This window comes from Pyrococcus horikoshii OT3, from assembly GCF_000011105.1.
GTDB lineage: Archaea > Methanobacteriota_B > Thermococci > Thermococcales > Thermococcaceae > Pyrococcus > Pyrococcus horikoshii.
In genome coordinates this window covers 603,537-618,743 of sequence record NC_000961.1, presented here as the reverse complement: position 1 = coordinate 618,743, position 15,207 = coordinate 603,537, and the positions used below count along the sequence as shown (strand labels likewise).

The window sequence follows — 15,207 nt, the reverse complement described above, 5'->3', positions numbered from 1 at the left end:
CGACGCCTCAAAATAACGGCCGACAAGAACGACATCTCATCTCCTGGAGGGAAGGTAAAGTTAAAATCTTGAGTTTTATGTCTTTGGATCTATTTCAGGAAAAAGGTTCAGGTAGGTGTTCCCATTACCTATTAAAAACACTATACAACAACTCTCCATAAGCTGAAGAAAAAATTATTTATGAATTAATAAAGCCAATGCTCTTACATTAGACTCCTAACTTCTTTCTAAAAACGAAAACATTCGGTTCCTTAGCATTGTCCCATATATGGACTCCTATCCTCCTAAAAACTGGAAGAACTGGTTTTACTGAACTAGGTAACATAAGTGAAAACTCCTCTCTATTCTTTTCTTTTGCAACCCATGCCATTGCCGGTAGAAGTACCCTCAGGACGGCAGGGCCAGGTTCAAGGGGAGTAAATGTAGTCCCATTTTTTGGTCCCAGGAAGTGTAGACCGTTGTACTCATAAACTTCGGCATTCCTTCTTATCCACTCCAAGGCTTCCTCACTCCTTTTTATGAATCTCCACCCAACCGGAATGATGCCTAAAGTTAGATCCTCAATTCTTGGTTCTATCCTTGTTGGCTCCTCAGCTTCAAAATCGCTAACCCTTACGCTAGCAACAAAGAACCGTGCTTTAACCCAGAAACCATCCTTTTCTGCCATGGCTATTGTCTTTTTGTTAAGGAAGTAAGTAGAGAACTCAAGGGCTTCTATTTTACCCTCATTTGCTAGTACCATCCCTTTCTCTACAATAAAGTCGTGAAGCATTTTACCAAATCCTCTACCATGGTAGTTGGGATGTACTCTAAGTCCCTCCATCCATCCAACTCTATTGGGAAGAAAAGTCAATTTGACAGTGCCAATGACCTTCCCATTAAGCTCGAGAACGTAGAAGTTTCCATCCTTAATCCATTCGTCAAATACGCAGGCAAGGTAGTCCTCACCATCCCAGGTGAGGCGAGCTATTTCCTCGATAGAGGGTTTATCCTGGGGTTTAGCCTCGCGGATTATGGGTTTCATCATGGTTCACCTGATAGTATGTTGGAGGCTTTGAGATTTATGCTTTTGTCTCTAAAAATATCCAAGAGGGCTGGAATTAAAGCCTTTAAGGGCTTATTGTAATTTTTATTTTCTTGTTTATATCTCCCCTACTTTCTTCGCCTTCAACTTTTAACACAACTTAAAGGTCGGAAATATAAGCAGAGGGAGTACTCCATCTTCATAGAGGCATCCAATGAGGTTAAAGATCTATTTCCTCTTAAGTCTAAAGTATTTTCCAATAGATGGGGAATCCCGTGGAGTAAGGTATTCTACAAATTTTGAGCATTCCTGCGTCCAAGATATCTGCTCATACCCGGCTAGCATCGATTACATTTAGTACATAAGACTAATCCCTAGATCTTTTTTTAATTCCAAAGGAGATTAGTGAATAAAAGAGATTTTTGAAGAGCATCCAAAGCATTACTTAAGCACTTCGTCATAAAATTAATTTTCTAATGAATCATGACAAACATGCACAGCAATGAGAGTGGGTAGTGGAAGAACTAACTTGGAGAGTTATATAGCAATATTACCACTCTATCAAACCCCATCACCTGGGAATACTCAACATAAAAGCGGGTGTTATCCTTCTTAAACATCTTCCCAGTCGCATTTACTGGAGTGATGTCTTTCCAGCTCTTTGCTAATGCTTTAATAATCTCAAGGTACACTTCCCTCCCGCAACCTTTGGGGTAAACATAAATTGCCACATTCAGGTTTGGCTTCACGCTTCCTTCAAGTTTGGCCATGTAACCCCCTATCTTTACTCCTACTCCAGCTGTCCAGTTCTCTTCCTTGACTTGAATATCTTCCTCTAACATAGTTGATATATTTTTCTCAAGCAATGTGTAAAAGATGACTTTTTCTGGCGAAGGCCCATAGTACAAAGGAGTCACAGCCTCTGCAAAATTTGTTACATCCTCACGCCCTCCTCGAGCAACAACAAGTATGTATGCATCCCCCATGAATTTACAATTAACGTAATATCCCTTCTTGTCTTTTACCCATATGTTATTTTTGTAGATGCTAAATCCTCTCTGCTCTAATTCATTGGTTATTCTGTTTTTCTCTTTCTCGCATGAATCGGATGAATAGTAAGTGTAAAGTCCAAACTCAGTTTCATTAGCCTTTCCACTGAATTTTTTCAAATAATTATGAGGTGAAACAATGTTGAGTGGTGCCTCTTCCACTTTGTATAGGTATCTCGCTCCCTCAAGAAAAATCCTTAGGGCTTCAGAACCATTTGAATAGTTGCAGTGTGGGGATAAGCTTACGTTAAGGTTGATTTGGGATGTATGGAGTTTGTATGCATATCCAAATATTGCCAAAATAACAAGTAGAAGGAGAATAATTACTTTTCTCATTTGACATCACCAAGTTTATGTTGTTATTATCTTTATGATATCTGCACCTTGCAAAGCCAGCTGTGGAGGGATTTCCCTATTCTCCATAGCAGTTGTATTTCCTAAATATCTAAAAACAAATATACAAAGCATTAGTATTGATAATTTTTTAATCAATTTTTATGATTTATAATTTACCTATAGTTATAATATTGTAAAATATTTAAAATTTTTGCTATTAAATCAACGTAAATACTTTACTTTGTTCTAATTGTTAAGTTATCCTAAGAGCCACTTCCATAAGGGGACAAATCTAACTCTTTTTCCTTTGTAAACCTCAGTTCCTTCATAATCCCATGTTACAACCGTTAAATTGTTACACTTTAAAAGTCTAGAAGCTCTTAAAAGTGCCTCTACTTCTCGCTGCTTTGTCTCGATGTCCTCGATACTATAACTTACCTGGATCAGTTCTTTTACTTTAAATCCTGTTAAGACGACAAAATCTACTTCTCCTTTAGAATCCATCCAGTATCTGATTTCAAGCCTTGGTTCTTGATAGTACTTCCTTCTTAGGAGTTCAAGGGCTACAATGTTCTCAATTCGATGACCTATGTCTTTAACCCCTAGAACTGTTGGAAAACCGACATCTGCAACGTAGAGCTTTGGAATGCTCCTTAAGGACTCGACTTCACTAAAGTGAAGTCGTCTTACTGGAATAATGAAACCTATATCCTCGAGGTAAGAGAAGTACTCGTAGATTTTACTTTTACTAAGGTTCAAGCCAAGAGAGGATAACATGTTATGGAGTTTTCTTATTGAACTTCTTCTTGCAAAGTTCCTTGTTATGACTCGTATAAGGCCCTTCATTGCATGGATTTTTTCAATTCCATATCTCTCAATAAGATCCTTATAGATTATTAAGTCAAGATATTCCTGGAGTGTTTTTATCTTGAGTAGTGGAGGATAGTCCACTATCTCAGGAAAACCTCCGTATTCGACGTATTCTTCTAAGTAACGTTTTATTTTGCCCCTTTCAGCTTCAATAAGGGGTTCTTTAAATTTTGAACCTTTAAAAGTAAGGAACTCTCGGAAGGATAACGGGAAAAGCCTAAAGCTTAAACTTCTGCCTCTAAGTGCTGTTGCTATCTCCTTCGAGAGAAGGTTTGAGGAAGAACCAGTAATAAAGATTCTAGCATTTTTTCTCTCTAAGATCCTCCTTACAAATTTCTCCCAACTAGGAACATTTTGAACTTCATCAAAAAACAGATACATAAGGGAAGCATCTGGATTATATTTATAGTATAGCTCAACAATTTTTGAGAGGTCTTTTCCCGTTATATCTTCAAGTCTTTCATCTTCAAAATTAATGTAAAACAACCTTTCTATGGGCAATCCTTCTTTCATAAGTTTCAGCATTGTTTGATATAGAAGATATGTCTTTCCCGTTCTTCTGAGTCCATAAACAACTATTGCCTGACTTAAATTCGTTGGAAGTTTTAATTCCCGAATTCTAACTTCTGGAATACCAAGTTTATGAAATTCCACTATTACCTCTTCGAGGTTCATGCGTTCACCATTTGTACTATTATAGTAGGACATATTTTAAATTTTTGTATCATCAAGGTAAAACATTTGGATATCATATACTCATTAAGAAAAGAGTTAAAACTATTGTTCATACAAATGTCATAGAAATGAGAGAGGAAGCTAGACTACTGTGGGAACAGGCACTAGAGGATCTAAAAACTGCCGAAGTTCTAATTGAAGTTAAAAGATACTATGCAAGCGTATTCTTTTCTCAACAAGCTGCTGAGAAGGCCTTAAAAGCCCTGTATATTGAAGTGAAGAGAGAATTTCCTCCCAAAACTCATAGCTTATTGAGACTATCAAATGAACTAGGAATCAAGGACGAGGAGATAATCGATGCAGTTTTGGACTTGAATCCTGAATATATAGTTACCAGGTATCCCGATGCTGCAAATGAAGTTCCAGCAAAGATTTACAATGAGAGAATAGCCGTTGAACATCTCGAAAAAGCTAAGAAGGTGATTGAGTTTTGCAGACAGAAGCTTGGACTTTGAGAATCGTGAGAGCTATAAGGAAACGTTATCCAGATGCGAAAATAATATTTTTTGGTTCTCGAGTTAGAGGAGATTACCTTAAAGACAGTGATTATGATATTATTGTTGTGTCTGAAGCCTTTAGAGGGAAACATTTTACTGAAAGATCAAGTGAGATCTTGAGAGTTTTGTGGAACGATGGTATCATAGGAGATTTTGAAGTGCTATGCTACACTCCAGAGGAGTTTGAGAGAAAGAAGAGGGCTTATGGAATAGTTAGGAAAGCAGTAGAAGAAGGAATTATTGTTTAAACACTGTTGTTTCATAGAAACTTCAAACGGAATCTTCTTTATGAGTTTGGGGTAGCTGATAACCTCATAGTACTCGGCTTTGGTTGAAGTGGAATAGTAATTTATGATCCCCCAAAGAGAAGTTCAAGGACTCTAAAGGCATAACCTTTGGTGGAGATTGCACCAGAAAACAACACGGAGGTATCAATGACTACTCTAAGCCGAGCTTCTTTAGTTTTCTTTCAATTCTCTCCCATTTTTTAAATTTCCTCCCCAGCTTCATAGTAGAGTTTAACAGCTTTCTCCTCGCTCATACGGGGTTTCTCTTTCTTCCACTCCACTATTATTTTTCTCACTTCGGCCTCCGTCATCCTCTTTCGACTCTTTTTGAGCTTCTCTCGGTTAGCCTTCCACTCGTAATATTCAATAAGCTCCTTTGGTGGAACTCAAATAGCTCTCGCAACCTTCTCAATGAGGAGTTTCACACCCTCAGAATCCTTCACATTTACAACCATGCCCAACACCTAAACGAGGATTTAGAGAAGATTATTAACTTTTCTTCCCCTTCTCTCTGAGTAACCAATCCCCTTAATGTCGTAGCGTTCTCCGTAACCATGCCTCCAACTGCCTTAAGTCGGAACTTATTGAAGAGTATAACGGCCATCCATTCTTGCAGCTTCATTCCCAATAATCCTGCTAAGACATTGATATTAGCAAACTCTTTATTCAAAGTAAATTCCTAAATGAAAGCTTTTCTGCAATTCGTGAGTTTTAAAAGAGTTTGGCGTAAAGTTTTTAAGGCCAACTTTAGGATACGTAAATGGTCTTAAGGTGGGCCGGTAGCTCAGCCTGGTATGAGCGCCGCCTTGGCAAGGCGGAGGCCCCGGGTTCAAATCCCGGCCGGTCCACCACAAATTTTGGGCGGGCCCGTGGTCTAGACTGGTTATGACGCCACCCTGACAAGGTGGAGGTCCGGGGTTCAAATCCCCGCGGGCCCACCAGATTTTCTTAGCAATTCAAAAACTTACTTTTCCTGGGAATTTTGTCTGCAACTTTCTTTGCAAAGTCTATGGAAACTTATTATTCCTCCAATTGTTGGGGCAATTCTAACAGAGAGAGTTATGGGTATATTTATTGAGTTTGGAAAGCCAAGTGATATAGATACTTTCTGAGAAGCTCCTAACCGATATAGTCTTCAACTTCCGTGTTTCCATGTTCAGAATAAGTCAACTTTTTGTAAACTCCGAGGTATACAACACCTCCACTACCCGTGCCTGGGTCTATGTATGTTGAATTTATAATTTCACCTATTGCGCTTACTGTTCCACTTATCAGTAAGAATTTCTGTATAAAAAGTAAAAGGATAAAAAAGTTATCCAGTAAAGTAATCTGGTTCCCTTCCTACGGACTCTCCACTAACCCTCTTTCTTGCCTCTTCAAATTGTCTATAGTATTCCATCATATACTTGCTAACACTCGGTTTGACTTTCTTCAACGCTTCTTCAAAATCCTTTCTTGTGACTACCAATTTATTGAGGAACTCTTCACTTTCCTCCTCCAATTTCTCCTTTGGCACGCTCTTAACAACCCTCCTCAGCGCGTTTAGGGCTGCTTCTCTGCATACTGCTGCTATGTCTGCTCCTGTGTATCCTTCTGTTCTCCTTGCTAATTCTCTTAAATCAACGTCATCGGCTAATGGCATGCTTCTAGTGTGAACCTTGAAAATCTCAAACCTAGCCTCCTCATCAGGAGCAGGAACTAAAATAAGCCTATCAAAACGCCCAGGCCTCAACAAAGCAGGATCCAAAATATCAGGCCTATTAGTAGCAGCAATAACGACGACACCACTGTTCTCAACTAGTCCATCCATTTCCGTAAGCAACTGATTAATGATCCTATCAGTAACCTTTTCACCCTCAGAAGTTCCCCTAGCCGGAGCTATTGCATCAATCTCATCAATAAAGATTATTGCGGGTGCAGCTTGCCTTGCTTTCCTAAAGATTTCCCTAATTCTCTTCTCGCTTTCGCCAACCCACTTGCTTAATACTTCTGGGCCTCTAACGGCTATGAAGTTGGCTTCACTCTCAGTAGCAACGGCCTTAGCTAAGAGAGTCTTACCAGTCCCAGGAGGACCATACAACAAAACACCCTTAGGAGGAGTTATACCGAGTTTCTTAAACGCCTTGGGGTATTTTAGTGGCCATTCTACTGCTTCTCTTAGTTCTTGTTTTACTTCTTCTAATCCGCCTATGTCATCCCAGTGGACGTTTGGGACTTCGATGAGGACCTCCCTCAAAGCAGAAGGCTCAACCATCTTCAAAGCCTCATAGAAATCTCTCTTTGTAACCTTCAACTCTTCGAGAACCTCCCTTGGAATACTTTCGGCCTCTGGATTTATCTTACCCTCATTTATGAGCCTTCTAAGCACGACCATTGCTGCTTCTCTGGCTAGTGCTGCTAGGTCAGCGCCAACGAAACCATGAGTAACCTCAGCCAATTCCTCAAGCAACTTATCTATTAGCCTGTTTCTAACCTCTACATATACGTTCCCGTCCTCCTTGAGTATCTCCTTTATTTCATCCTCGCTGTTGGCCTTTGAAACCTTCTCGATTATCTTCTCAATCTTCTCCTTCTCAAACCTCTCATCCTTCTCCAAATCTTTGAGGACTTTTATTACTGCATCCTTCTCGAAGTCTGGTTCTATTGGCATTCCTCTTGTGTGGATTTGTAGTATTTCTTTTCTTCCTTGCTTGTCTGGCACTCCAACCTCAATCTCCCTATCAAAACGCCCAGGCCTCCTCAAAGCAGGATCCAAAGCATCAGGCCTATTAGTAGCCCCAATAACAATAACCTTACCCCTACCCTTCAAACCATCCATCAAAGTTAACAATTGAGAGACAACCCTCTTTTCTACCTCACCAACAACCTCCTCCCTCTTCGGAGCTATTGCATCAATCTCGTCAATGAAGATTATTGCAGGAGCATTTTCCTCAGCTTCCTTAAATATCTCCCTTAATCTTTCTTCGCTTTCTCCGTAGTATTTGCTCATTATCTCTGGCCCGTTTATTGCGATAAAGTAAGCGTTAGCCTCATTAGCAACGGCCTTAGCTAAGAGAGTCTTACCAGTCCCAGGAGGACCATAAAGAAGAACACCCTTAGGAGGCTCAATACCCAGTCTTTCAAAGAGCTCAGGATGCTTTAGGGGTAGCTCGACCATTTCCCTTATCTTCTGTATTGCCTCCTTAAGGCCACCAATATCCTCATAGGTAACTTCCGGGATCTTCTCTTCCCTGACCTCAACGGCCTGAGGAAGAACCTCGACTTCGGTGTTATATGTTATCTGGACTATCCCTTTTGGAATGGTATTTACAACCATGAATTTAAGCTCTCCAAAGCCGACCGACATGGCCTCAAAGAATCCCCTGAAGATCTCATCGAATGGAGTTCCGCTAGAATAGTATAAATCCCCACGACCACTAGCAACTACGATGTCACCCTTAACTACAGGCCTCCCGAGAAGGTTATTCTTTATAATATCTCCAGGAATCTGGACTATAACTCCCTTCTGCGCAGGAGCAAGGACAACCTTTTTGGCCTCTTTAACTTGAGCTCTCCTAATGGTAACGTAATCTCCAATGCTAACTCCAGCGTTTTTTCTTATATAACCATCCATCCTTATTATGTCGAGCCCTTTATCATCCGGATGGGAGTTCGCAACGATAGCTGCTGTTACCCTCTCTCCCTCTATCTCAACTATATCCCCCGGCTCAACGCCTATCATCTTCTGATAGCGTCTATCAAATCTAACAATCCCCCTACCAACGTCACGCTTAAGGGCCTCAGCTACCCTAAGCTTGATCTCCTCCTTTTGAGGCTCACTCCTCCCGAGTATCATCTTTCCACCTCTCCTTTCTTTTTTGAATCTCAATGGCCTCCTCAATTGTGAGATTACCAAGGGCTACCTCTCTAGCGAGCTCGGATGATATGGTAATTTTACCCCCACTAAGTATTCTACTTCTGGCTTTAATGTTTTCTATCTCTCCTTTAGTAACTTTGTCTCCACGAACTAGTTCCCTTATCGTTGTTTCCCTACCTTCCCTAAGCCCTATATTTATCGAAGCTACTATATCCTGGATTGCCCATGCTTCAACTCCTCCAACCCTAGGGGTAGTACCCCTTTCATTAACTATTATGATTGGATAATCTTCACCAAGGATCTTTGCTAAGCTCTTAAGCATTAATACCCTGTGCCTCTTCGCACCGTGACCTATTTTTATCTTAGCCCCAGGATACTTCTCAAGGAGTTGCAGGATAACGTTGATATCTCTCGGACTCTTTAAATGATAAACTTCTAGAACCCTATTGTCTGCGACAACACTTACTCCCGGCCTTTCCCCTGGGTCTATTGCTATAAAGACGTTCTTGAACTTTGAGCGGCCCTCAAGCTTTAGAAGGAGTTCATCTATGAACGTTTCATCTCTAACTATTATCTTATTGGGGAAGCTAACCTTGTCAAAGTCTTTCTCAGACGTCAAAACTACCTCAACATCAAAGGGTATCTCATCACCTAATCTCAGGCTATAAAATGGAATCTTATTTTCTTTTAGCACCTTTGCAGCTATGTAATATACCCTAGGATCGCTAGTTACTATAGCCACTCGCATCATAGGAGAAAAGAAGGAGAAAGATTAAAAACCTCACTCCTCAGGCCTTGGGAGAATGGCCTCAACTCCAAGGACTTTCCACATGGCCTTTATTTGATTCCTGAGTTCTTCAATTGCTTCCGGTCTCTTGAAGAGGTGCTTGAATCTTCCCTGGTACTTGAGGTACTCCTCTATGGGTTTCTTGAACTCTATCCTTACAACCCTTCCTCCTTCCTTGTAAACCTTGGCCCCTCCTCCTGGGGGCTGTATCTTTATGTTCCATATATCTCCGTTTTCAATCTCAAAGAGTGGCCACATTCCGGTTTCAATAGCTAACCTAGCTATCTCAACTCCCTTCTCAAGTGGGGTTCTCCATCCTGTTGGACAGGTACAGTGAACTTGTATAAAGGCTGGACCGTCAACCTTAGCAGCTTTTTTAACTTTCTTCACTAGATCGAATGGATTACCAATGCTAGCAGTTGCAGCATAAGGTATCTGGTGGGCCGCAGCTATTAACGCAACCCACTTCTTTGGTCTATCCTCACCAATGGAATACTTTCCTGGGGGTGAAGTCGTTGTCCATGCTCCGTAGGGTGTTGATGAAGACCTCTGAATTCCAGTATTCATGTAAGCCTCATTATCGTACATGAGGTAAACGACGTTGTGGCCTCTCTCAAGCATTCCGGAAAGTGCCTGCAATCCTATATCTGCGGTACCTCCGTCTCCACCTATGGCTAGTATCTTACCCTTTATACCAAGCTTTTTCCATGCAGCTTCAACTCCAGAAGCTGCTGCAGCGGCATTTTCAAATGCAACATGAATCCATGGAACTTTCCAAGCGGTGTATGGGAATACAGCTGAGACGACTTCCATACAACCAGTGGCTTGAGCGATTGCGAATGCATTTGGATCACCATACTTCTCTTCCATAGCTTCGCTGAATGCTTTGGTTGCCAACTTTAGGGCTATAGCACATCCACAACCAGCACATGCAGCATGACCAGGAGCCCAATATTCACGAGTAGTAATGGGAGGCTTTCTAACGGCCATATTAATCACCTCACAATAATTCCTTCCTCAATCCGATCCAGTGAATTGGCTTCTCAACTTCACCCTTCTCAAGGGCCTCTTCTGCAATCCTTAGTGCATCGTCTAACTGGCCGAAGGTGACATCCCTTCCACCAAGGCCAGCTATGAAGTCCAGCATTAGTGGCCTCTCGCTTTCATTTACTAAAGCCGCGGAGGCATCTATGAAGACTGCACCGTAGAGACCTATGCTTATATCCTTCTCTATGAATCCAAGAACCTTCGCCTTCTTAGCGAGGGCCCTTATTTCCTCAACTGGGAAGGGCCTGTAAACTGTCATTTTAGCTGCTCCAACCTTGTATCCCTCTTCCCTCTTCTTATCTACCCAGTCTTTAAGGGTTCCGGCTAGTGAACCCATTGTGACGAAAATTATCTCGGCATCATCAGTTTTGTATTCCTCTATCTTCTGGTACTTCCTTCCGAACCTCTTCTCGAACTCTGCAAAGGCCTCATCTATTACCTTCCTAGCCTTCTCCATAGCATCCCAGACTAGGTATTTGGCCTCCATATAGTGGGCCGGGAAGGCTAGTGTACCCTGGGTTATGGGCCTCTTTGGATCAAGGTATGCATGCTTGGGCTCATATTCTCCCAGGAATTCATCTACGACTTCCTGATCTGGAATCTCAACCGGCTCGACGGTGTGCGTTAGGATGAATGCATCAAAGCCTACCATTGCTGGAAGGAGAACTCTTTCATCCTCGGCAACCTTATAGGCTAGGAGGATTAAGTCTAAGGCCTCTTGGTTGTTCTCAGCATAGAATTGGATCCAACCGGTATCTCTCTGACTTATTGAGTCCTGCCAGTCGTTCCAAATGTTAATTGGAGCACTTAACGATCTGTTACCAATTGCCATTACGATAGGTAACCTCATTCCAGCCGCTATGAATAGGACTTCATGCATAAGGGCTAAACCTTGAGAAGCTGTAGCCGTGAAGGTTCTAACTCCAGCCGCACTAGCCCCCACCACTGCGGAGATTGCTGAGTGTTCACTTTCAACCTTTATGAATTCAGCATCGAGTTCTCCATTTGCGACGAATTCACTAATCTTTTCGGGAACTAGAGTTGATGGTGTAATTGGGAATGCAGCTATTACCTTAGGCTTTGCAAGCTTAGCCGCCCATGCGGCGGCCTCGTTAGCCTTCATAACAGTTCTAATTGGCATAAAAAACACCCCCTTTCACTTAACTTCCCTAACCATTTCAATTGCTTTTGTTGGACACTCATTTGCACATATACCACAACCCTTACAATAATCATAGTCGAAGACTGGGTAACCCTCCTCGTCTAGGTATATTGCCGGTTCAGGACAATATATGTAGCATAGGAAGCATCTTACACATTTGTCCTTATGGAATTCCGGCTTGAAGACTCTCCAAGAGCCTGTCTTGTTAATTACGCTACTTCCTGGGATGTAGGCTATTGCTCCAGGAGTCATTTTTTCCGTTAATTCTTTTTGCGCCCTCTCAATATCGGCTTTAAATGGGCTTTCGGCCATATCCATCACCTCTCAAAAAGGGTAATAAATTCAACCAAATACCTCAGCAAGCTTCTTTAACCTTTCCCATTCTTCGAGCACCCACTTTTGTAGAGCTTCAACATCCTCCTTTGTCATGTACTTAAACCTACCCTGGAGCTTAAGGAACTCTTCAATTGGTTTAGGTTCTTTCTTTGGATTCGGCATGTTTATCTTATATTTCCCGTTTTCATACTCAAAGAGTGGGAAGTAAGCTGTTTGAACAGCTAACCTAGCTATCTCTATTGACTTATCAGTTGGGGCCCTCCAACCGGTGGGACATGGAGCAAAGAGCTGAATAAAGCTCGGCCCAGGGATCTTTTGGGCCTTCTTCAACTTCCTTATGAAGTCTTCGGGATATGCAACGCTTGCAGTCGCTGCATATGGAATCCTATGGGCTATTACAATATCAATAACCTTTTTCTTGTGCCTCTTCTCAAGGAGATGTCTCTTTCCTCCTGGGGTATTAGTAGTCCATGCTCCGTAGGGTGTTGATGAAGACCTCTGAATTCCAGTATTCATGTAAGCCTCATTATCATACATTATGTAGACCGCATCATGGCCTCTTTCAATGAAGCCACTTAAAGCTTGCAATCCTATATCTGCGGTACCTCCATCACCAGCCCATCCAACGACCATTATTCCGTCTTCTCCTTTAACCTTGTATCCCAAAGCTTTTAATCCTGCCTCAATTCCACTAATGACTGCTCCCGTTGTTGCAAATGCTGTGTGGAATAAGTTAGCGTTCAAAGCCGAGTATGGCCAGGGGCCGGCAATTATTGTTGAACAACATGCAGGAATTACAACGATAGTTTTCCTTCCATACGCCTTTAACACATACCTTAAACCAAGAGATGCACCGCATCCTTGACATGCAGTATGTCCAGCAAAGAAATTCTCTTCAAATGGAATTGTAAGTCTCTTCTTAACTTCTTCTGGAATTTCCATAATTCTCACCTCTTAAGGTGATACCATTCAATTTCTTTATCGAGCTTTCCAGATTCAACAACCTTCTTCATATCCTCGGCTATGGCCTTAACATCCCTAACCGTGAAGTCTCTTCCTCCAAGTCCAACTATGTAATCCTTCATTATCGGCCTTACCCCCGTATTGTACAATGCCCCCTTGGCTTCCGTGAATAGGATCCCCTCCTGTCCAAAGGAGAAGTTTCTATCAAGAACTGCTATCCCCTTAACGCTCTCAGCGATCTCTAGTAGCTCTTCCTTGGGGAATGGCCTGAACCACCTAACCTTTGCATAACCAACCTTGTAACCTTCCTTTCTGAGTAGGTCAACAGCTTCTTTCACGGTTCCCATTAGGGAACCCATTCCCATGAACACGAAATCCGCATCTTCTATGTAGCCCGTTTCTATCATCTTGCTGTAATCCCTTCCAAAGCGCTCCCCGAATTCCTTTCCCACGGATTTAATAACTTTTTTAGCTTCTTCATGAGCTTTTGCTATCTTATACCTGAACTCATAATAATCTGCAGGAGTGGCCAAGGCTCCAACAGCTATTGGATTCTCGAAGTCAGTTAGCGTATAGAGTGGCTTCCTTGGAGGTAAGAACTCGTCAACAAGCTCCTGGGGGATCATGTTAACTACTTCGTAAGTGTGGCTTAGGATAAAGGCACTTTCAATGATCATTGTTGGAATGTTAACGGTTTCAGCAACCTTGTATGCCATCAAGACACCATCGTAAACCTCTTGATTGTTTTCAGCATAGAATTGCATCCAGCCGGTGTCTCTTTGTGATAGGCTATCAGTCTGGTCATCCCAAACGCTCCAGGGGGGAGCCATGGCTCTATTAACGTTGACCATCACGATAGGTAGCCTGGAACCAGCGGCCCAGTGAAGCATCTCATGCATAAGCGCTAAACCTTGGGCCGAGGTAGCCGTGAATACTCTAGCCCCCGTCGCGGAAGCTCCTATACAGGCGGCCATTGCTGAATGTTCACTCTCTACTGGGATATATTGAATATCAGCTTCACCATTAGCTATGAATTCAGCTATCTTCTCTATTATACTCGTTTGAGGCGTGATTGGATAAGCGGCAACGACTTGAACTCTAGCATGTAAAGCTGCATATGCAGCAGCGTAATTTCCACTAACAACTTTTTTAATCGGATTATACTCCATACGATTCACCTCACTTCTCCTCTCTAACCATGGTTATCGCCTTAGTAGGACACTCATTTGCGCATATACCACAACCCTTACAGTAATCGTAATCTATTGCAACAAAACCATCCTCCTTTATATAAATAGCAGGCTCTGGACAGTATTTCCAGCAAATATAGCATTTAACACACTTTGATTCATCAATAACAGGCATAAAAGTTCTCCAGTCTCCAGTAAAGTTTACTAAAGTTATTCCCAAGCTTACTGGAGCTTCAGGATACTCATCAACTGACTTAGGAGTTATTGGCTTTGCTTCTTCTTTGGCCTTTCCAAACAGCGTATTCATAGGTATCCCTCCATATAAAAAGGTTTAAGAAAATCAAACTTCAAATATCTCAGTCTTCTCAAAGGCTTCCCTTGCAGCTTTTGCATTCTTCTCCCCAAGTTCTCCAGAGAACGTGTCTTTAATGGCCTTTTCGACGCTTTCAATGTTCACCAGGCCCGTGGCTTTTGCCACTGCACCAAGAATAGCGGTATTCGTAATTGGGAGCCCTAGGGTTTCAAGGGCTATTGTCGTTGCATCTACGAGTGCTAACTTCTTTGGCTTCTTCTTAAGCTTTTCAAGGATTTCATCCTTGCTCTTTTCTGTGTTTATTATAACGATTCCTTCCTCTTTAAGACCAGCGGTTACATCCACAGTCTCAAGAAGTGATGGGTCTAAGACTACAACTATGTCAGGTTCATAAATTTGGGTCTTTATCCTTATGGGCTTCTCATCGATCCTTGTAAATGCAGTGACTGGAGCACCTCTCCTTTCAACACCAAAGAATGGAAACGCTTGAACGTACTTTCCTTCTAAGAATGCTGCTTCTGCAAGGATGTTTGCAGCGGTAACAGCACCCTGTCCACCTCTACCATGAAAACGAATCTCTATCATCTTTTTTGCCCCCTTAAGCTTTCAATTAATCTGAGTTCAATCTAGAGTTTTTAAGTTAGATTTATGTAGTTTTCGGTGGAGGTACTAAGACATTACGACAATTGTCAAATGCTATCATTACCTACATATATTCGGCGATCAACGATTTTAGATTGTACTATTACCGAAAG

At 41.8% G+C, this 15,207-nt stretch carries 15 protein-coding genes and 2 tRNA genes; 4 read left to right on the top strand and 13 right to left on the bottom strand.

Annotation, left to right across the window (positions count from 1 at the left end):
- Positions 1-208: 208 nt before the first annotated feature.
- From PH_RS03255 to PH_RS03245, 3 genes are all read right to left on the bottom strand, one after another.
- Entirely contained in the window at positions 209-1,024 is an 816-nt protein-coding gene (locus PH_RS03255) for a GNAT family N-acetyltransferase (RefSeq protein ID WP_048053196.1), read from the bottom strand.
- 524 nt (positions 1,025-1,548) lie between these two features.
- Positions 1,549-2,409 (bottom strand): hypothetical protein, encoded by an 861-nt coding sequence (locus PH_RS03250; protein ID WP_010884784.1) that lies wholly within the window; start codon positions 2,407-2,409, stop codon positions 1,549-1,551.
- A 258-nt stretch (positions 2,410-2,667) separates the two neighbouring features.
- Complete coding sequence (locus PH_RS03245) at positions 2,668-3,954, bottom strand: ATP-binding protein (protein WP_048053195.1); 1,287 nt, start codon at positions 3,952-3,954, stop codon at positions 2,668-2,670.
- Positions 3,955-4,082: 128 nt separating this feature from the next.
- Here PH_RS03245 and PH_RS03240 point away from each other — a divergent pair, with 128 nt between their 5' ends.
- Positions 4,083-4,469, top strand: a complete 387-nt coding sequence (locus PH_RS03240; RefSeq protein ID WP_010884782.1) for a HEPN domain-containing protein — start codon at positions 4,083-4,085, stop codon at positions 4,467-4,469.
- Complete coding sequence (locus PH_RS03235) at positions 4,445-4,759, top strand: nucleotidyltransferase domain-containing protein (RefSeq protein ID WP_010884781.1); 315 nt, start codon at positions 4,445-4,447, stop codon at positions 4,757-4,759. Before PH_RS03240 ends, PH_RS03235 begins: the two co-directional genes overlap by 25 nt.
- 484 nt (positions 4,760-5,243) lie before the next feature.
- Here the strand turns inward: PH_RS03235 and PH_RS03230 are convergent, their stop codons facing one another.
- Complete coding sequence (locus tag PH_RS03230) at positions 5,244-5,420, bottom strand: hypothetical protein (protein ID WP_231833714.1); 177 nt, start codon at positions 5,418-5,420, stop codon at positions 5,244-5,246.
- A 151-nt stretch (positions 5,421-5,571) separates the two neighbouring features.
- Between PH_RS03230 and PH_RS03225 the strand changes: the two genes are divergently transcribed.
- Both PH_RS03225 and PH_RS03220 read left to right on the top strand, forming a co-directional pair.
- Positions 5,572-5,649, top strand: a tRNA-Ala gene (locus PH_RS03225).
- Between the two features lie 12 nt (positions 5,650-5,661).
- A tRNA-Val gene (locus PH_RS03220) sits at positions 5,662-5,739 on the top strand.
- Between the two features lie 371 nt (positions 5,740-6,110).
- Here the strand turns inward: PH_RS03220 and PH_RS03215 are convergent.
- The 9 genes from PH_RS03215 to PH_RS03175 are packed head-to-tail and all read right to left on the bottom strand — an operon-like array spanning position 6,111 to position 15,037.
- Positions 6,111-8,633: a CDC48 family AAA ATPase gene (locus PH_RS03215; RefSeq protein ID WP_010884779.1), complete on the bottom strand. Its 2,523-nt coding sequence runs from the start codon at positions 8,631-8,633 to the stop codon at positions 6,111-6,113.
- Entirely contained in the window at positions 8,614-9,405 is a 792-nt protein-coding gene (locus PH_RS03210; RefSeq protein ID WP_010884778.1) for a hypothetical protein, read from the bottom strand. Before PH_RS03210 ends, PH_RS03215 begins: the two co-directional genes overlap by 20 nt.
- 30 nt (positions 9,406-9,435) lie before the next feature.
- The gene (gene porB, locus PH_RS03205; protein ID WP_048053193.1) at positions 9,436-10,431 is read right to left on the bottom strand and encodes a pyruvate synthase subunit PorB; all 996 of its coding nucleotides are present in this window, start codon (positions 10,429-10,431) and stop codon (positions 9,436-9,438) included.
- Between the two features lie 10 nt (positions 10,432-10,441).
- A complete protein-coding gene (gene porA, locus PH_RS03200) occupies positions 10,442-11,629 on the bottom strand; it encodes a pyruvate synthase subunit PorA (RefSeq protein WP_048053192.1) in 1,188 nt (395 codons plus the stop codon).
- Between the two features lie 15 nt (positions 11,630-11,644).
- Positions 11,645-11,962 carry a pyruvate synthase subunit PorD gene (gene porD / locus PH_RS03195; RefSeq protein ID WP_048053191.1) on the bottom strand — a complete coding sequence of 106 codons (318 nt, stop codon included), beginning with the start codon at positions 11,960-11,962 and terminating at the stop codon, positions 11,645-11,647.
- A 30-nt stretch (positions 11,963-11,992) separates the two neighbouring features.
- A complete protein-coding gene (locus tag PH_RS03190; RefSeq protein ID WP_048053190.1) occupies positions 11,993-12,928 on the bottom strand; it encodes a 3-methyl-2-oxobutanoate dehydrogenase subunit beta in 936 nt (311 codons plus the stop codon).
- Between the two features lie 5 nt (positions 12,929-12,933).
- Positions 12,934-14,118 carry a pyruvate ferredoxin oxidoreductase gene (gene porA / locus PH_RS03185; RefSeq protein WP_048053189.1) on the bottom strand — a complete coding sequence of 395 codons (1,185 nt, stop codon included), beginning with the start codon at positions 14,116-14,118 and terminating at the stop codon, positions 12,934-12,936.
- Between the two features lie 10 nt (positions 14,119-14,128).
- Positions 14,129-14,446: a 3-methyl-2-oxobutanoate dehydrogenase subunit delta gene (locus PH_RS03180; protein ID WP_010884772.1), complete on the bottom strand. Its 318-nt coding sequence runs from the start codon at positions 14,444-14,446 to the stop codon at positions 14,129-14,131.
- Between the two features lie 33 nt (positions 14,447-14,479).
- Entirely contained in the window at positions 14,480-15,037 is a 558-nt protein-coding gene (locus tag PH_RS03175) for a pyruvate/ketoisovalerate ferredoxin oxidoreductase subunit gamma (protein ID WP_010884771.1), read from the bottom strand.
- Positions 15,038-15,207 lie beyond the last annotated feature (170 nt).